This window comes from Amycolatopsis stemonae (assembly GCF_054781455.1).
This window is the reverse complement of sequence record NZ_BAAGUJ010000004.1, coordinates 395,173-413,319: the sequence shown is the minus strand read 5'-3', so window position 1 is coordinate 413,319 and position 18,147 is coordinate 395,173. Positions and strand designations below refer to the sequence as shown.

Sequence of the window (18,147 nt, the reverse complement as noted above, 5' to 3'; positions counted from 1 at the left end):
CGATTCACGCACGGCCCGGACGCTACGCCGGGGGTCCGACACTTTCCGCGACGACGCATGGCCAGCCAGGATCCTGGTTTCCAGCGCGTCGCCGGGCTGATCAGCTGCGGTAGACGCCGAACTCGTACAGCGAGTACCCGTACCCGGTGCCGCGCTGCGTCGCGTACATCCGCACGTACCGAGCCGTGGCCGAGATCGCCAGGTCGTCGGCGCCGCCGTCGCCGGAGGTCGTCGAGTACACCGAGCGCCAGTTCGCCGCGTCGTCGCTCACCTGGATCTCGTAGGCCTTCCCGAACGCGGCCTCCCAGACCAGCTGGACGTGGTCGAACGACTGCCGGCTGCCCAGGTCGACCTGCAGCCACTGCGGGTCGGCCCAGGCACTCGCCCAGCGCGTCGCGGTGTCGCCGTCCGTCGCGGCCTGCGGCGGGTACGGCGCGCCCGGGCCGTCGGCCTGGTAGGTCGACGCCGTCGTCGCCGCGCCGCGGGCCAGGTTCGTGCCCGGCACCGGCGGGGCGACCACGCGCAGCGAACGCGTCTCGATGCCGACGTTGCCGTGGCCGTCCCGGGCGTAGAGGTAGAGCTTCCAGACGCCCAGCTGCTGCGGCGCGGTCACGGTGAACGGGCCGGTGCCGGTGAACCGGGCCGGGATCAGCCCGGCGGCGTTGTTGATGTACTTGCTGTTGTAGCCCATGGTGTACGTGATCGGGTCACCGTCCGGATCGGACACCCCGGCCGTCAGCGTGAACGTCGAACCGGCCGGGACGTCGGTGACGCGGCTGAGGTTCATCGACGAGATCACCGGCGGCGTGTTGCCGCCCGTCTGTCCACTGTAGAGCTTGCGGACGGCGTACCAGGACAGCCGTTTCTCGTTGCCCGTGGTGATGTTGAACCAGACGCCGCCGAAGTCGCCTTCGGTGCCGTAGTGGAACAGCGTCGCGCCGAGGGCCACGCCCGGGTGGGCCAGCACGCAGTTCCACGCGGTGCCGTACCCGTCGCGCTTCTGCTGGTCGGTCGGCTCCGCCGGGACGCCGTTGACGTCGTTCGGGACCTCCCACTCGCCGGCCGGGCCGGTTTCGGTGATGATGTAGGGCTTTGTGTAGCCGCCGTTCAGCCAGTCCTGCTTCACCTGGCAGACCTGGGCGTAGGAGTTGACGGAGTACAGGTCGAGGCTCGGCGCGTACGCCTTGTAGTACGGCCACGCGCCGGTCCACGCGTCGGTCGAGGTGACCGGGTGGTTCGCGTCGATGGCGTGGATCGCCTGCGCGGCCTGCTCGACGAAGCGTGTGTAGGCGATCCGCTCCTGCTCGAGCTGCGTGCCGGAGTAGCAGTTCTGCATGCCGAGGATCGACTCGTTGCCGACGTTCCACATGAGCACGCCCGGGTTCGCCTTATAAGCAGTCACCCACTTCTGGATCTCGCCGAGCATCGTGGTCTTGTAGTTCGTGTCGGTGGTGTAGTCCACGCAGCCACCGCTGCCCGGCCCGCCGCCGGGCTGCAGCCAGAAGCCCGCGACGACCTTGATCCCGTTGGCCGCGGCGGCGTCGAACAGCGGCTGGCTGGTGCCGTCGGTGCCCCAGGTGCGGACGGTGTTGACGCCGATCGAGTGCAGCTCCGGCATCCGCGTCCCCGCCTCGCTGACCGGCGGGCCCCAGGTGAGGCCCTTGACGGTCCACGGGGCGCCGTCGACCGACAGCTGCCAGTTGCCCTGGCTGCCGGTCACCTTTGTGACGCCGGGTCCGCCCGGCGTCGACGTGCCAGGGGTGCCGCTGACCTGGAACTCCCAGAGCGAGTAGCCGTAGCCGCCGACGCGGTGGGTGCCGTAGAGGCGCACGTACCGGCCGTGGCCGGTGACGGCGAGGGTCTGCGTGCCGCCGGTCGCCGTCGTGGTGCTGTACACGGTCTGCCACGACGTCGCGTTGTCCGAGACCTGGATTTCGTAGGCGGTCGCGTATGCGGCTTCCCAGTTCAGGGTGACCTGGCTGATGTCGGCGGACGCGCCGAGGTCGACCTGCAGCCACTGCGGGTCGCTCCAGGCACTCGCCCAGCGGGTGCCGGGGTCGCCGTCGACGGCGGCGGACGCCGGAGTGCCCGCGCCTTCGGTGCTCGACGCGGTCGCCGGTCTGCCTTGGGAAAGCACGGTCGCGGCGTGCGCCGGGGACGGGCCGGCGAACAGGCCCAGCACGAGCAGGGCCACCAGCGCCGGGACGGCACGGAGGAGCGACGGTCGGTCCACGTTGACTCCCGTACGAAAGGGGACGGAGATTGGAGAGCGCTCTCCGGCGTGACCGATGGTTCGGCACGGCGCCCCGCGTTGTCAAGATTCGGGCCGCAACTCGACAATGCCTGTCCGGCGGTCGATCCGGGTACTCCTTGACACGGTGACGGCTCGGTGCGCATGCTGTGGGAGAGCGCTCTCCCACCCTTGGCCCCTCACCGTGGAGGACCCTTGGCACCGAAACTCGCGCTCCTCGCCTGCACCGCCGCCACCGTGCTGGCAGGCGCCTTCCTGACCGCGGCCACCTCGTCGCCCGCCGGCGCGGACAACCTGGTGACCCACCACGAATTCCAGGTCAACTGCTCCCCCAGCCACCACCAGCCGGACGACCCGATCGTCTTCCCCGGGTTGCCCGGCGCGTCGCACGACCACACGTTCCTCGGCAACAAGACCACCAACGCGGCGACCACCCTGCAGTCGCTGCAGGGCGCGGGCGTCGGCGCCACGACCTGCCTGGCGCCGGACGACCTGTCCGCGTACTGGTTCCCGACGGTCTACAACGGGAACCAGGTCGTGCTGCCGAACTTCGCCCAGGTCGTCTACTACAAGGCCGGCATCCTCGACTACACGAAGGTCGTGCCGTTCCCGCCCGGCCTGCGCTACGTCGCCGGCAGCGTCACGGCGACCCAGGACGAGTTCCAGCACGCGCCCGGCGCCATCGAGGGCTGGGAGTGCGGGGACAGCTTCCACAACTGGGACATCCCCGTGCACTGCGTCGACGGCAGCCAGCTCAACATCCGCTACCAGGCCCCGAGCTGCTGGGACGGCGTCCACCTCGACTCGGCCGATCACAAGAGCCACATGGCGTACCCGGACCGGGCCACGCTGACGTGCCCGGCCGACCACCCGGTGGCGGTGCCGATGCTCGAGTTCAAGATGGCGTTCCCGGTCAGCGGCGACATGTCCGGTGTCCACCTGGCCAGCGGACGCGGGTACTCGTGGCACTACGACTTCTTCAACGCGTGGGACCCCGAGACGCTGGCGGCGCTGGTGACGCACTGCATCAACGGCGGCCTGCAGTGCGACCCGCGCGGGTTCGACCTCTACAAGCCGGACCGCGGCACCGTGCTCGGGCCGAACTACCGGCTGCCCGGCCGTCCGTGAGGCGGCTGCTCCTGGGGGCGGTGGTGGCGCTGACCACGGGCGGGTGCGCCACCGCCGTCCCCCCTCCGGCGTCGCCGTTCAACCCGACGGACGTGGCGTGGCTGCAGCTGGTCGTGCCGATGACGGAGAACGCGGTCTCGGCGGCCCGCCTGGCGCCGGAGCACGCCGCCAGCGCCACGATCCGCACGGCCGCCGGCTCGGTCGCGGCGCCGTCCGAACGGCTGCTGGCCCGGTTGAAGGCGGCGCGCGACCGGGCCGGGCTCCCGGCCGCTGACGTCCACAGTGGACACCACATGCCCGGGATGGTCACCTCGGCCGATCTCGTGGCGCTGCGGACCGGCTCCGGCCCGGAGTTCGACCAGCGGCTGGTCGCGCTGTTGCGGGCGCACGCGGCGCAGCTGGTCGTGCTCGCGAAGGGCGAGCAGACCTCGGGCGCGGACGCCGAGACGAAGCGGCTCGCCGGTGACGTCGGCGCCGAAGGTATCCGGCAGGAGCAGGTGCTCGCGAAAGCGGGTTGAGCACGAAGACGACGGCCCCGCCCGGGGCCGTGGAGGCCACCGACCCCACAGGGTGGCCGGGCCGGCGCCGTCGAGGCCACCACCCCACGTGGTGGCCTCGACGGCCATTACCGGCTCCGCCCGCCGGTAGCTCAGTACGTGACGGTCACCGGGCCCCGCCCGGCGTGCGCCGTCACCGTCAGCGTGTTCGTCGCCGCGTCCCACCGCCACGCCGACGACGGTGCCCAGCCGTCCCCGACCCGGACCTGGGCGGGCTCCGACGTCACGCCGAGGAACTTCACCGTCCACTCCCGCGACGCGACCTGGGACCGGCCCTCGCACGGAGACACCGTCACCGTGTGCGCTCCGCGCCGCTCGGTGTAGGTGATCCGGGTCGTCGAGCTGTGCTTCGACGACGAGCCGTCGTCCTCGTACAGCGAGAACGACCCCGGCGCACCCGGCGCGACCGTCACCGTCGCCCGGTCGAGCGGGTTCTGGACGTCGTTCGCGACGTCCGCCGTCCGGGTCACGGTGATGCCGCCCGCGCGCACGAACACCGGCATGGTGCCGAGGTCCGACGTCACCTGCTGGGTGGACCCGCCGGTGTAGGTCTTGCCGGAGAAGTAGTCCGTCCACTGGCCCGGCGGGAACCAGACCGGCGTCGTCGCCGACGTCCCGGGGGACGTCACCGGCGCCACCAGCATGTCCGGCCCGTAGAAGTACTCGCTCGACGCCGCCGCGTAGGCCGCCGGGTCGTCCGGGTACTCGACGTAGGTCGGCCGGACCACCGGGACACCGGTCGTCGCCGCCTGCTGGGCCAGCGTGTAGGTGTAGGGGACGAGGTTCTCGCGCAGGTTGAGGAACTTCGTCGCCGACGCCTTCGCCGCGTCGCCGTACTGCCAGGGCAGCCGGTCGCTGTGGTTGCTGTGCAGCCGGTCGATCGGCTGGAACGTGCCGAGCTGCACCCAGCGCGCGTACATGTCGTCGGGCAGCTTGGCCGTCTGGTGCTGCTGCCCGCCCGAGGTGTAGGTCTCGCTGCCGCGCAGGCCGGTCGTGTCGTTGTGGCCGCCGATGTCGTGGCTGATCGCCGACAGGCCGGTCGCGGCCGACTCGGCCGGGGTGATGCCGACCTCCATCCGCAGCGTGCCCCACGTCGACGACGTGTCGCCGGTGAAGTGGACGGTGCTGCGCTTGTCCGCCCACGGTCCCGTCGACAGGCCCACCGGGCCGCCGTAGCCGCCCGCCTGCAGCGAGCCGTACGCCCGCGACGTCACGAAGCCCCGCTCGATCGCCGGCGCGGACAGGTCGGCGTACTTCTGGTTGATGAACGAGTCCGGCGTGACGCCCTGCAGGCTGGACTTCGAGCCGTCGCAGCACCAGTCGAGCCACCAGAAGTCGTTGCCCTGGCCGGTCATCTGGCCGTGCAGGTCGAGGTACGCCTTGAGCTGGTCGGGGTCGCCCCAGTCGAAGACGTAGCAGTCGGTGCCGCAGTTCGACTTCGCCAGCTTGCCCTTCGCCGTCGCCTGCGCGCGGGCGAACTGCGGGTCCGAACCCATGATGCTCGGGTGGATGTTCAGGGTGTTGTGCAGCCCCTGGGAGTGCGACCAGGCGAAGAACGCGGCCGGGTCGGGGAACTTGGCCGTGTCGAACTGCCAGCCGTTCCAGGTGTCCGGCGCCTTGAAGTCGGTGTCGGTCACGAGGACGTCCAGGGGCACGCCTTCGCTGCGGAAGCGCGGCAGGATCTTGTCGCGGTAGTCGGCCGCGGTGCGGTCGATGTACTCGGAGTACCAGACGCCGTAGGCCCAGCGCGGCAGCAGCTCCGACGGCCCGGTCAGGGTCGCGAGGTCGCGCAGGCCGGCCTTGTAGTCGTGGCCGAAGGTGAAGACGTAGCCGTCCTGGTACGGGTTCCCGCCGTGCGACGGCCGCTGCGTGACGGCTTCGGTCCGCGTGTCGTACAGCGCGGACGGGCTGTCGTCGAGCAGGTACCAGCCGTCCTGGTGCAGGAGCCCTTCGGTGAGCGACGGCGTCCCGTTGTCGCCATTGACCCCGTCGAGGCCGCGGCGGTACCCGCCGAGCGTCAGGTGCGGCTGCGGCGCCGCGGCACCGGTCCTGGTGACCGCGACGGTGTCGAGGTTGACGTGGCAGCTGGTGTCGTCGGGGCAGCCGAGGACGACGTCGTTCGTGCCCGCCTTGAGGTCGACCGGGACCGACGCGGCACCCCACGTGTTCCAGTCGGCGGTGGCCGGCAGGCTCAGGGTGCGGGTGACGCCGTTGGCGGCGGCCGTCGCGGTCCGGGTCTGGTGCAGGCCGTCGCCGCCGGTGCCGTTCGCGTACCGGACGTCCAGCTGGTAGGTGCCGGCGGCCGGGACCTCGACGACGCGGTGGGTCAGCGACGAGCCGCGGTTGAGCTCGGCGACGAACCCGCGGCCGGCGTACCCGGTGTGGTCGGTCGCCACGATCGCGGTCCCCGCGCGGAGCCCGGCTTCCGCCTCGCAGCTGACATCCAGGGCGCAGCCGGTGAACGCGCGGGCCGACGCGGGCGGGAACGGCGCGCCGGCGGCGAGGACCGCGAGCGCGTCGATGTTGACGTTGCCGGAGTCGCTCGCGGTCCGCTCGAGGCGGACGCTGTGGCGGCCGGCGCCGAGGGTGACCGGGACCGAGGCGACGGCCCAGCTGTTCCAGTCGGCCGTGGCGGGCAGGGTCAGCTTCTGCGCGGTGCCGCCGTCGACCGACACGCTCAGGGTGCGGGTGACGTGCTGGCCGTCGCCGCCCTGGCCGTTGGCGAACCGGACGGTCACGGCGTAGGTGCCGGCGGTGGCGGCGCTGACGTCGGCGGTGGCCGAGGTGCCGGTGCTCTCGAAGCCCGCGAGGAAGCCCTCGCCGGTGTAGCCGGTGTGGTCCGTGGCGATGCCCAGCCCGTCGGCGGTCAGGTCCTCGGCCTCGCACAGCGAGCCGACCGCGCAGGTCAGGTGGTGCCACGGCGCGGCGGTCACCGGGGTCGCGCCGGCGTTCGCGCGGATCTGGAGGTTCCCGGCGTCGAACGGGCCGGAGTCCAGCTTGTAGGTCAGGGTGGTCGCGCTGGTGCGGATGGTCAGCACGCCGTTCGCCGTCGTGGACGTGAACGGCGGAGGCGTGAACGAGCCGCGGCCGATGGCGTTGAAGGTGGCGGCGTCGGTGAAGTGGCCGTCACCGGCGTACTCGGTGCGGATCAACGTCGGGGACAGGACTTGGAAACGCGCGTTCCCGGCCGTGACGGCCGCGCGCGCGGGCCCGGCGGCGGCCGGGGCGGCACTCACGACGGCGGCGGCGACGGCCAGGACGCTCACCAGGTGGAGGGATTTCGCTGTTCTCGTCCGCACGGCGGAACTCCGTTCCGGTCAGGGGACCCGGCAGTTTTACAACGTTGGAAAAGCCGGTTCCGATCTGAGCACAGGCGACGGGCCGATGTCCAGACCAGTGAGCGGAACTGTCCGGACAGGCCGGGCTCTTTGCCCGGCAGGCCACGCACAAGGACGCCTTCAGCGCGTTCGATGCGCTGAAGGCGTCCTCGGCCGGATCAGGGTGGAGCCCGGCCCCTACTTCACCGCGATGTAGTAGTCGCGGCCGAGGTTCGACTGCGTGCCGTCGGCGGTCCGGCTGTAGACCTCGATGGGGTAGAACCCCGACGCGCCGGGGGTGAAGGTGAAGCTCGCCCGGCCGTCGGCGCCGGCCGGGACGACGGTCGGGTTGTCCCAGTCCCAGTAGAGGTAGTAGACGTACTCGACCACACCCGGCGTGCGCGGGGTCAAGCTGAAGACGCCGGCGACGCCGGGGCCTCCGCTGCTCACGGAGTCCGGGTAGTCGGTGCTCGCCACCAGTGGCGCGTCACTGGCCGTGTAGGTCGTGCTCGCGATGCCGGACGTCAGCCCCGCGCCGGTCGTGCTCCACACCTTGAGCGTGTGGGAACCCAGGTTCGCAGTGACGATGTCCGCGGACGCGGTTCCGTCGGCCGAGGCCGCGACGGTGGTCCCGGGCCCGTTGTCGACCAGGTAGGTGTAGGAGACGACATCGGGTATCCCGGGCGAGAAGCGGACCTCGGCCGGGACTCCGACGCCGGTCTCCCGGGGCGCGGTGACCCGGGGCTCGGTCGACTGCACGTAGAAGTGGTGGACGTGCTGAGGCGACCGGTTGCCCGCGCCGTCGACGCTCGCCACGTAGAGATCGTTGGGGCCGGAAGCCTGCGGGGTGTAGGAAACCGTCGCCGACCCGCCGGGGTGGTCCGCCGCCACGAAGGTGCCCGCCGGATCGGTGGTGCCGTAGGAGAACCCGACGACCGCGTCGTCGCCGTGGGCGTCGAAGGTGAACGAACCCGGGATGCCGGCCCCGGGGTGCCAGGCCCCGTCGTCGGGGTACTCGGCCGAAGTCACGGTCGGCTCGGCGATCGCGGTGGCGGCACTCGCCTGGGCCGGCACGGCGATCGACGCCAGCACCCCGGTGACCACGAGCACGGTGAATCTCTGACGAACTCTCATGCGAATCCCCCCAAGAGTGCAGCAAGCTGTCCGCTCAAGCTAAGCACAATCCCCTGCGGGAGCGCCGGGAATTCGATCCCGGCGCACAACCCGCTCAGGCCGAGTCGCGGACCACCAGCTCCGGGTCGAAGATCACCGACTCCGCGCGCAGCGACGGGTCGGCCATGCGGTCGAGGACCATCCGGGCCATCGCCGCGCCCATCTCCTCGACCGGCTGGCGGATCGTCGTGAGCCGAGGCCGGCAGCTCAGCGCCACCCGGCTGTCGTCGAAGCCGACCACGGCGACGTCGTCCGGGACGCGCCGGCCCGCTTCCCGCAGCACGGTCAGCGCGCCGTACGCCATCAGGTCGTTGGCCACGAACAGGCCGTCCAACGCGGGTTCTTCGGCCAGGAGGCGGTCCATCGCGCGTTCGCCGCCGTGCTCGGTGAAGTCGCCCTCGGCGACCGCCACGTACGCGTGGCCGTGGCGGGCCATCGCGTCGCGGAAGCCCGCCAGCCGGTCCTGGCCCGCGGGGGTGCCCGCCGGGCCCGCGATCGTCGCGACCCGCCGGCAGCCGCGCGAGACGAGCCGGTCGGCCGCCAGCCGGGCGCCGTCCTGGTGGGCGACGTCGACGTAGCAGACCGGGGCCGGGCGGCCCGGGCGCGCGAACAAGGCCGTCGGGACGCCCGCGTCGGTCAGCGTGCGCGGCAACGGGTCTTCGGCCGGGTGCAGCGAGATCAGCAGCACCCCGCTCACCTGCTCCTGCCGCAGCTTCGGCACGAGCTTCGCGCGTTCCTCGTCGCTGTCGACGAGCATCAGCAGCGGGTGCAGCCCCCGCGGGCGCAGGTGCGCGACGACGCCCTCGACCACCCGGCCGAAGAACGGGTCGCCGAACACGCCGCCGGTGAACGCTTCGACGTGCCGCTCGGGCTCCGACACCACCAGTGCCACCGCGCCCGTGCGGCGGGTGACCAGCGAGCGGGCCGCGCGGTTCGGGACGTACCCGGTGGCCGCGATCGCGCGCTCGACGGTCTCCCGGAGCTTCGGGTCGACGTTGCGCACGCTGTTGACCACGCGGGACACGGTGGCCCGGGAGACGCCGGCGACCCGCGCGACGTCCTCCAGGGTCGGCGGCTGCGTCGTCACCCGTCCTTTGTAGCACGCTGTGAGAGCGCTCTCCCAGCACCGCGCCGATGACAAATGTCATGGATGGCCGCTGAGCGACGGCACTGCCGCCGGAAGCCCCCTCGCGACGAGCATTTCCGGCATGACAACGACCCGAACCGAACCCGCCGGCTTCCGGCCCGTGCTGCTGCTGACCGGCGGTTACGCCGCGCTTTCCGTGCTGACCCTCGTCGCGATCGTCCTGTTCCGGAACAACCACGCCATGGTGACCGACGCGGTCTGGGTGCGCGCCACGATCGTCGTCGCCAGCTCGCTGCTGACGTTCGCCTTCGCCCGCAGCGCGGCCCGCGGGTCGCGCAAGGGCCTGCTGCGGCTGCGGATCGTCTCCGCCGTGATGCTCGTGGCGATCGCCGTCATCGTCGTCCTGCCCGGGCTGTTCCCGGTGTGGCTGCGCGCCGAGCAGGCCGTCTGCGGGCTGCTCCTGCTCAGTGTCACCGTGCTGGTCAACAGCAAGCGGCTGCGGGCCCGGTAGCGTCCCGCCCATGGACACGACGACGCCGGCGGACGTGCAGCGGTGGGTCCGCGGCTGGCGGCTGATGCTGCTCGACGCGGGCATGCTCGTCTACCCGGCGGTGACCGTCCCCGGCGTGCTGAAGTACTCGGCCGGGCCGGCCGCCGTGGCGGGCTGCGCGATCGTCGCGGTGTTCGTCGGCTGCTACCTCGCCGCGACCCGGGCGGCGGCGCACCGGGCGGCGCGCCGGTTCTGGGCACTCCTGGGGGTGCTGACCGTCCTGTTCGCCGCCGCGCTGCCCTTCGCCCACGCCGACGCGTTCTTCCTCGCCACGGTCGCGGTCTCGCTGGCGGTGCCGCGGCTCCCCCGCCACGGCCTCGCGTTGACCGCCTTCGCCGCGCTCACGGCGCTCGTGCTGCCCGGGGTGGTGTGGGACGACGTGGGCTGGACGCAGGCCGTCGCGCTGGTGTTCACCGTGCTGGTCGTCTACGCGTTCGCCGAGGCGGTCCGGGCCAACCAGGCGCTCGTCGAGGCCCGCGCCGAGGTGGCGCGGCTGGCGTCCGAAGCCGAGCGCACCCGGATCGCCCGCGACCTGCACGACCTGCTCGGCCACTCCCTCACCGCGATCACGGTCAAGAGCACGCTGGCGAAGCGGCTGGTGGCCGCCGACAGCGTCCGGGCGGGCGAGGAGATGACCGAGGTCGAAACCCTCGCGCGCCAGGCGCTCACCGACGTCCGTGCCGCGGTGTCGGGCTACCGGGAGGTGACGCTCGCCGGCGAGCTCGCCCGCGGCCGCGAGCTGCTGCGCGCGTGCGGGGTCGCCGCCGACCTGCCGACCGCGACCGACGTCGTGGGCCCGGACCACCAGGAGCTCTTCGGCTGGGTCGTGCGGGAAGGCCTGACCAACGTCGCCCGGCACGCGCGGGCGACGCACTGCGCGGTCACGGTTTCCGCGTCCACTGTGGAGGTTGTCGATGACGGCGTGGGCGGCTCGCCCGAAGAGGGGTCCGGGCTGGCGGGGCTGCGAGAGCGCGTCAAGGCGGCCGGCGGGCAGTTCCGCGCCGGGCCGGTGCGCCCGCGCGGCTGGCGGCTGCGGGTGACGGTATGACGATCCGCCTGCTGCTCGCCGACGACCAGGAGCTGGTCCGCCAGGCGCTGTGCGCGTTGCTCGCGCTCGAGGACGACTTCGAGGTGGTCGCGTCGGTCGGCCGCGGCGACGAGGTCGTCGGCGCCGCCCGCGAACACCGGCCCGACGTCGCGTTGCTGGACATCGAGATGCCGGGCCTGGACGGGCTCGCGGCCGCCGCGGTGCTCGCGACGCAGCTGCCGGACTGCCGGGTCGTCATGCTCACGACGTTCGGGCGGGCCGGCTACCTGCGCCGCGCGATGGACGCGGGCGCGGCCGGGTTCGTGGTGAAGGACGCTCCCGCCGACGCGCTCGCCGACGCGATCCGCCGCGTCTTCGCCGGCGAGCGGGTGGTGGATCCGGCACTGGCCGTCGCGACCCTGGCCGCGGGCGAGTCACCGCTGACCGCGCGGGAGCGGGACGTGCTCATCACGGCCCGCACCGGCGCGACGGTCGCGGAGATCGCGTCCCGGCTCTACCTGTCCGAGGGCACGGTCCGGAACTACGTCTCCGCGGCGATCACCAAGACCGGCGCGCGCAACCGCGTCGAGGCGGTGCGCATTGCGGACGAGCGCGGCTGGCTCTGATTGGCCCGGTCCGGCACGGCGGAATTGGCTCTTCTGCCGGGCCGATCCGCGGCCTAGCGTGACCCGGGTGAAAACCGTTGACCTCTGGTTCGACCCCGTTTGCCCGTGGGCGTGGATCGCTTCGCGCTGGCTCCTGGAAGTGGAGCGGGTCCGCGACGTCCGGACGCAGTTCCACGTGTTCAGCCTGGCTCTGCACAACGAAGGCCGCGAAGTCGACGCCTGGTACCGGGCCTGGCTCGACGAGCGCTGGGGCCCCGCGCGGGTGGCGCTGGCCGCCGAGCGGGCGCACGGAACCGAGGTGCTGCGCGACCTCTACACGGCGCTCGGCACGCGCATCCACCGGGACAAGGCGCCGGTCGGCCGCGCGACGCTGCTGGCCGCGCTCGCCGAGGCCGGCCTGCCCGCCTCCCTCGCGGACGCCGCCGAGTCGGACGAACTCGACGCGGACCTGCTGAAGGGCAACCGCGCCGCACTCGACCCGATCGGCGAAGACCTGGGCGTGCCCGCGATCCACGTCGACGGCACCGCGTTCTTCGGCCCGGTCGTCAGCCCGGCCCCGCGCGGCGAGGAGGCCGGCCGGCTGTGGGACGGCGTGCTGCTCGTGACCGGCACTCCCGGGTTCTTCGAGTTGAAGCGGGCCCGGACCGGGCCGGTCACGAGCTGAGCGTCACGCGTTGACGTCGAACGGGATCCCGCCCGGCTTCGCCTTGGCCAGGTTCCCGGTGAACTGGCCGTCCTTGATGCCGAAGGTGGCGCTGCCGAAGTCGGCGGCGACGAGCTTGTCGCGGAGGCCGGCCGGGTAGCCGTCCCAGCCGACGAGCGCCGGGTACTGCCAGGTGCCCCGGTGGTTCTCGGGCGGGTCGTCGTGGCCGTTGGCGGCGCGGAAGCAGTGCGTCGAGCCGCCGTCCTTGTGGTAGACGACCTTCGGGTGGGTGCCTTCGAAGAACATGCTCGCGCGGTCGTGCACGGCGAAGCCGCCGTGCTGCGACGTCGCCACGTACTCGACCTGGTTGTCCTTCACCCAGACGACGACGTGCTCCCAGTCGTGGCGGTGCCCGGCGCTGCCCGGGCCGAGAGAGGCCTGGTCCTTCTCGAAGTAGAGCGTGTACATGATCGCGCACCAACCGTTGTTGCACTTCTCGCGCGAGTAGGAGTTGGTGTTGCCGAGGTCCCAGGAGTCGCGGCAGTGGCCGTTGGTGTCGCCGCCGAGGGACAGACCGGGGGCGATGGCGCCGTCCGGGCCGATGGCCGGGGTCGGGTAGCAGCCGTCCTTGTCGTAGTCGAAGGCGGGCTGGAAGGTCTTCTCGAAGCCGGGGGCGTTGCCGGGCAGGGCACCGGGCGGATCGGCGGAGGCGGTCGCGGGGAAGGCCAGGGCCAGCGCGCACGCGGCGGCCACGGCGGTCGGGATGCGGGTTCGGTGCGCCATCGCGGTCCTCCCTCGTCACCGGTCGGAAAGTTTCCGACCGGCCGTGCCCAGGCTCGCGCCGGACTCCGAGGTCCGCAATGGTGCTTCGCGGACTTTGCCCGGAAGGCGCGGCCCGAAGAGGACTTCCGCGCATTCCGGCCCGGTGAACGGCACCCCGGCGCTCAGGGGGCCAGGCGGGCCTCGGCGGCGTCCCAGTCGCCACGGCCGGAAGGCTCGTAGTGGCGGACTTCCTGGGTCTCCCGGACCAGCGCGCGCATCGATGCCAGGTCCGGCAGGTCCTCCCCCAGCGCCCGGGCCTGGACCAGCACGTTGCCCAGTGCCGCCGCCTCGACCGGGCCCGCCAGGACCGGTACCCCGCACGCGTCCGCCGTCGACTGGCAGAGCAGCGCGTTGCGTGCGCCGCCGCCGACGATGTGGACCACGTCGACCGGGCGGCCCGTCACCCGCGAAGCCGCACGGATCGTCCGGCGGTGGGCCAGCGCCAGGCTGTCCACGATGCAGCGGACCACGGCCGCCCGGCCCGAAGGGACGCGCTGGCCGGTGGCGCGGCAAGCCGCCGCGATCCGGGACGGCATGTCGCCCGGGGGCAGGAACTCCGGCGCGTCGATGTCCACCACGGCCGCCAGTGCCGGCGAGGACGCCGCCGCGCCGAGCACGCCGGCGAGGTCCGAAGTGGACCACGTCCGCAGGGTCTCCGACAGCACCCACAGGCCCATCACGTTGCGCAGGAACCGGATGGTGCCGTCGACGCCGCCCTCGTTGGTGAAGTTCCCGGCCAGGGCCGCGTCACCCAGTTCCGGCGCCGGCAGCTCCAGCCCGGCCAGCGACCAGGTGCCCGCCGAGATGTACGCGAAGTTCGTCCCGGGGGACGCCGGGACCGCGACCACCGCCGAGGCCGTGTCGTGCGAGCCGACCGCGATCACCGGCAGGCAGGACAGCTCCGGCGCGGTGCCCACCACCGTGCCGGGGTCCCGCAGCGGCGGCAGCAGACGCGGCGGGATCCCGACCCGCGACGCGAGCGAAGTGGCCCAAGTCCGCGCTCGCACGTCGTAGAGCTGGGTCGTCGACGCGTTCGTGCGCTCGGCCCCGATCGAGCCCGTGAGCCAGTGGTTCAGCAGGTCCGGGATCATCAGCATCGTCGCCGCGGCCTCGAGCCGGTCGCCTTCGGACACCAGCTGGTACAGCGTGTTGAACGGCAGCTGCTGCAGCCCCGTGACGTCGTACAGCTCCCGGTCGGGCACCGGGACGGTGATCCCGTGCGTGCGCGGGTCGCGGTAGTGCACCGGGTTGCCGAGCAGCGCGCCCCGCTCGTCCAGCAGCCCGTAGTCGACGGCCCACGAGTCGATGCCGACGCCGTCGAGGGCCCCGGCTTCCCTGATCCCGGCCAGCGTCTCGCGGTAGAGCCCCAGGACGTCCCAGTACAGCACCGGTCCCGCCTGGACCCCGCCGTTGGCGAACCGCCGTACCTCCGCGACGTCCAGCACCGACGATCCGACGGTCCCGGCCATCACCCGCCCGCTGGACGCGCCCAGGTCGACGGCCGCCACCCGCTTCACGGGTCCACCACGGTCAGCTCCAAGCCGAGCAGGTCCGCGACGGCCGTCAGCTCGCCCGTGCGGTGGCCGGTGCCGAGGGCCCAGTGGTGCGCGATGCCGCTGGCCGACCAGGCGTCGGTCCACTCGCCGGGGTCGCAGCCGAAGTCGACGCGCGAGGTCGTGTTCCCGATCCGCAGCAGCGGGCCGGGCACGACGGTGCCTTCGGACGCGATGAGCGTGAACGTGCCGTCGCGGCGCTGGCCGAGCCCGCAGAGCGTCACCGGCCCGTGCTTGACGTCGAACTCGACCGAGACGCCCCAGCCGCGCTTGCCGTGGTAGACGCCGAGGCCGCGCAGCAGCGGCTTGCGCGCGCTGATGCCGAGGTGCGCCGGGCCGTCGTGGCCCATCTCGACCACGTTGTCGTGGAAGTTCAGCGCCTGCAGCTCGGTGAACGAGCCGCCCGCGCCGAGCCGGTCCATGACGAGCATGGCCAGGGACGTCCGCAGCTCGTACTCGCCGACCGCCGGGATGCCGCGCGCGGTGAGCAGGGACGCGCCGAGGATGAACCCGGCGCCGACGCGTTCGTGCGTCTCGCCGTCGAGGCCGCGGTGGTAGTAGGCCAGCGAGTCGAGGGCGAAGTCGTCGACGAGCCGGTCGAGCGCGACGGAAACCGTGGCACCCCAGGCGAAGTCTTCGTCCACTACGGACTCGTCCACAGTGAACACTTCGCGGGCGAGGTCCATCCGTTCCTTGGTCTCGGCGTCGGTGACCTGCTCGACGCGCACCCGCAGGTCGTCGATCTCCAGGATTTCGACGTGCCCGCCGAGCTGGCCGGACACCAGCGTCGGGTCGGTGGAGACGTCCATCATGCCCGGGTAGAGGTGCCCCAGCAGGCCGTGGCGGCCGTGCCGGAGCGCCGCCCGGACGCCGGCCGCCTTGATCCAGCGCTCGATGCGCGTCCACGCCCGCTCGTCCTCGAGGTACCCGGACACCGAGCGGAACTCGACGCCGAGGCGGCGGAACGCGTTGGCCATCTCCGGCAGCGGGCAGGCACCGCAGTAGGCCAGCCACGCGCCGGTGTCGAACGATTCGTGGTCCATCGACTCGGTGGGCTGCAGGTTGAGCAGCAGCACCGGCGCGTCCGAGCGCTGGGCGACCGGCGCGAGCATGCTGGACGTCAGGTACGTCGTCAGGAACCCGACGATCAGGTCGCACCCGGCGGCCCGCAGCTTCTCCGCCGCAGCCGCGCCTTCCCGCGCGTCGGAAACGAAGCCGACGTCGACGACTTCGCAGTCCAGTCCGGACAGCCGGGACGCGACCCGCCGGGCGGACGCCTCCAGGTGCGGCAGCAGCGAGGGGAACTGCGGCCAGTACGCGCCGAGGCCGCCCGCGACGAGGCCGACGCGGGTGCGGCGCGGCGTGATCCGGTGCAGGGTCATCGGTCCTCCTTCAGCGCAGGAACGCGGCGGCCACCCCGGCGTCCACGGGGACGTGCAGGCCGGTGGTGTGGGTCAGCTCGCCGCCGGTGAGGGCGAACACGGCGGCCGCGACGTGCTCGGGCAGCACCTCGCGCTTGAGGATCGTCCGCTGGGCGTAGAACTCGCCGAGCTTCTCCTCCGGCACGCCGTAGACGGCGGCGCGCTGGGCGCCCCAGCCGCCGGCGAAGATGCCGGAGCCCTGGACGACGCCGTCGGGGTTGACGCCGTTGACGCGGATGCCGTGCGCGCCCAGCTCGGCCGCCAGCAGGCGGACCTGGTGTGCCTGGTCGGCCTTCGCGGCGCCGTACGCGACGTTGTTCGGGCCCGCGAACACCGAGTTCTTCGACGAGATGTAGACGATGTCCCCGCCGACGCCCTGGTCGATCATCGCCTTCGCGGCCGCGCGAGCGACCAGGAACGAGCCCTTCGCCATGACGTCGTGCTGGAGGTCCCAGTCCCGTTCGGACGTCTCCAGCAGCGGCTTCGAAATCGACAGCCCGGCGTTGTTGACCACCAGGTCGAGGCCGCCGAACGCCAGCACGGTCGCGTCCACCGCGGCCTGGACGGCGGCGGCGTCGGTGACGTCGGCGGTGGCCCCGATGCCGCCGATGTCCGCGGCCACCTCCGAGGCGGCGTCGGCGTTCAGGTCGGCGATCGCCACGCAGGCGCCCTCGGCGGCGAGCCGCTGGGCGATGGCCTTGCCGATGCCGGACCCGGCGCCCGTGACGAGCGCGATCCGCCCGGCGAGGGGCCTGGGCTTCGGCATGCGCCGCAGCTTCGCCTCTTCGAGCGCCCAGTACTCGATCCGGAACTTCTCGCTCTCGGGGATCGGCGCGTACGTCGACACGGCCTCGGCGCCGCGCATGACGTTGATGGCGTTGACGTAGAACTCGCCCGCGACCCGCGCGGTCTGCTTGTCCTTGCCGAACGAGAACATCCCGACACCCGGAACCAGCACGATCGCCGGGTCCGCACCGCGCATCGCCGGGGAGTCCGGCGTGGCATGGCGTTCGTAGTAGGCGCGGTAGGAATCGCGGTACTCCGCGTGCAGCTCCTTCAGCCGCGCCACCACGGCTTCCACCGGTGCGGCCGCGGGCAGGTCCACGACCAGCGGCCGCACCTTCGTGCGCAGGAAGTGGTCCGGGCACGAGGTGCCCAGCGCGGCCAAAGCGGCGAGCTTCTCGCGGGCCAGGAACTCCAGCACGACATCGCTGTCGGTGTAGTGCCCGACGACGCGCTGGTCGGTCGAGGCCAGCCCGCGGATCACCGGCGCCAGGACCGCGGCCCGCGCGTGGCGCTCGGCTTCGGGAAGTGCTTCGAAGCCCGGAACGACCGGGCCGAACGGCTCGGCCACGCCACGAGACGCGAGGAACTCCTCGGCCGTCCGGATGATGTCGAGGGAGTTGCGCTCGCACTCTTCCGAGGTCGCCCCCCAGGCCGTGATGCCGTGCCCGCCGAGGATCACGCCGATGGCCTGCGGGTTGGCCGCCTTGACCGCGGCGATGTCGAGGCCCAGCTGGAACCCGGGCCGCCGCCAGTCCACCCACGCGACGCGGTCGCCGAAGCACTCCTTGGTCAGCGCGGCGCCGTCGGCCGCGGTGGCCAGGGCGATGCCGGAGTCCGGGTGCAGGTGGTCGACGTGCGGGGCCTCCACGAGCCCGTGCATCGCCGTGTCGATCGACGGCGCCGCCCCGCCCCGGCCGTGCAGGCAGTAGTCGAACGCGGCGACCATCTCGTCTTCGCGTTCGACGCCCGGGTAGACGTCCACCAGGGACCGCAGCCGGTCGAGCCTCAGCACCGCGAGCCCGCTTTCCTCGAGCGTGCCGAGGTCGCCGCCGGAACCCTTGACCCACAGGACGTCGGTGGGCGAACCGGTGACCGGGTCGGTCACCGCACCCTTGGCGGAGGTGTTGCCGCCGGCGTAGTTGGTGTTGCGCGGGTCGGCTCCCAGCGCGTTGCTGCGCGCGATGAGCTGCTCCGGCACCGTCATGC

General features: G+C 72.6%; 14 protein-coding genes. 6 read left to right on the top strand and 8 right to left on the bottom strand.

The genetic code is table 11. The features are described 5' to 3' along the window. Positions 1–100: 100 nt before the first annotated feature. Positions 101–2,233: a discoidin domain-containing protein gene (locus ACYVLJ_RS17700; protein ID WP_460439411.1), complete on the bottom strand. Its 2,133-nt coding sequence runs from the start codon at positions 2,231–2,233 to the stop codon at positions 101–103. A gap of 213 nt (positions 2,234–2,446) precedes the next feature. Between ACYVLJ_RS17700 and ACYVLJ_RS17695 the strand changes: the two genes are divergently transcribed. Further along, positions 2,447–3,379, top strand: coding sequence for a DUF1996 domain-containing protein (locus tag ACYVLJ_RS17695; protein WP_460439410.1), 933 nt, complete (start codon positions 2,447–2,449; stop codon positions 3,377–3,379). Beyond that, complete coding sequence (locus ACYVLJ_RS17690; protein ID WP_460439409.1) at positions 3,376–3,897, top strand: DUF305 domain-containing protein; 522 nt, start codon at positions 3,376–3,378, stop codon at positions 3,895–3,897. The genes ACYVLJ_RS17695 and ACYVLJ_RS17690 overlap by 4 nt, the downstream gene beginning before the upstream one ends. Positions 3,898–4,028: 131 nt before the next feature. Here the strand turns inward: ACYVLJ_RS17690 and ACYVLJ_RS17685 are convergent, their stop codons facing one another. From ACYVLJ_RS17685 to ACYVLJ_RS17675, 3 genes are all read right to left on the bottom strand, one after another. Then, positions 4,029–7,235, bottom strand: coding sequence for a TIM-barrel domain-containing protein (locus ACYVLJ_RS17685; RefSeq protein WP_460439408.1), 3,207 nt, complete (start codon positions 7,233–7,235; stop codon positions 4,029–4,031). 216 nt (positions 7,236–7,451) lie between these two features. After that, positions 7,452–8,387: a hypothetical protein gene (locus ACYVLJ_RS17680; protein WP_460439407.1), complete on the bottom strand. Its 936-nt coding sequence runs from the start codon at positions 8,385–8,387 to the stop codon at positions 7,452–7,454. A 94-nt stretch (positions 8,388–8,481) separates the two neighbouring features. Further along, entirely contained in the window at positions 8,482–9,513 is a 1,032-nt protein-coding gene (locus ACYVLJ_RS17675; RefSeq protein WP_451973082.1) for a LacI family DNA-binding transcriptional regulator, read from the bottom strand. 121 nt (positions 9,514–9,634) lie between these two features. Here ACYVLJ_RS17675 and ACYVLJ_RS17670 point away from each other — a divergent pair, with 121 nt between their 5' ends. The 4 genes from ACYVLJ_RS17670 to ACYVLJ_RS17655 all read left to right on the top strand — a co-directional run bounded on the left by ACYVLJ_RS17670 (position 9,635) and on the right by ACYVLJ_RS17655 (position 12,380). Further along, positions 9,635–10,024 (top strand): hypothetical protein, encoded by a 390-nt coding sequence (locus ACYVLJ_RS17670; protein ID WP_460439406.1) that lies wholly within the window; start codon positions 9,635–9,637, stop codon positions 10,022–10,024. A gap of 10 nt (positions 10,025–10,034) precedes the next feature. Beyond that, entirely contained in the window at positions 10,035–11,111 is a 1,077-nt protein-coding gene (locus ACYVLJ_RS17665) for a sensor histidine kinase (protein WP_460439405.1), read from the top strand. Next, positions 11,108–11,716: a response regulator gene (locus ACYVLJ_RS17660; protein ID WP_451973088.1), complete on the top strand. Its 609-nt coding sequence runs from the start codon at positions 11,108–11,110 to the stop codon at positions 11,714–11,716. The genes ACYVLJ_RS17665 and ACYVLJ_RS17660 overlap by 4 nt, the downstream gene beginning before the upstream one ends. Before the next feature lie 67 nt (positions 11,717–11,783). After that, the gene (locus ACYVLJ_RS17655; RefSeq protein WP_460439404.1) at positions 11,784–12,380 is read left to right on the top strand and encodes a mycothiol-dependent nitroreductase Rv2466c family protein; all 597 of its coding nucleotides are present in this window, start codon (positions 11,784–11,786) and stop codon (positions 12,378–12,380) included. Positions 12,381–12,383: 3 nt separating this feature from the next. Here ACYVLJ_RS17655 and ACYVLJ_RS17650 read toward each other — a convergent pair whose 3' ends face one another. From ACYVLJ_RS17650 to ACYVLJ_RS17635, 4 genes are all read right to left on the bottom strand, one after another. Beyond that, positions 12,384–13,142, bottom strand: a complete 759-nt coding sequence (locus tag ACYVLJ_RS17650) for an NPP1 family protein (protein ID WP_460439403.1) — start codon at positions 13,140–13,142, stop codon at positions 12,384–12,386. A 161-nt stretch (positions 13,143–13,303) separates the two neighbouring features. Beyond that, positions 13,304–14,689: a rhamnulokinase gene (locus ACYVLJ_RS17645; protein ID WP_460439616.1), complete on the bottom strand. Its 1,386-nt coding sequence runs from the start codon at positions 14,687–14,689 to the stop codon at positions 13,304–13,306. Between the two features lie 5 nt (positions 14,690–14,694). Then, positions 14,695–16,116 carry an arabinose isomerase gene (locus tag ACYVLJ_RS17640; RefSeq protein WP_460439402.1) on the bottom strand — a complete coding sequence of 474 codons (1,422 nt, stop codon included), beginning with the start codon at positions 16,114–16,116 and terminating at the stop codon, positions 14,695–14,697. Between the two features lie 10 nt (positions 16,117–16,126). Next, entirely contained in the window at positions 16,127–18,145 is a 2,019-nt protein-coding gene (locus ACYVLJ_RS17635) for a bifunctional aldolase/short-chain dehydrogenase (RefSeq protein ID WP_460439401.1), read from the bottom strand. Between the last annotated feature and the right edge of the window lie 2 nt (positions 18,146–18,147).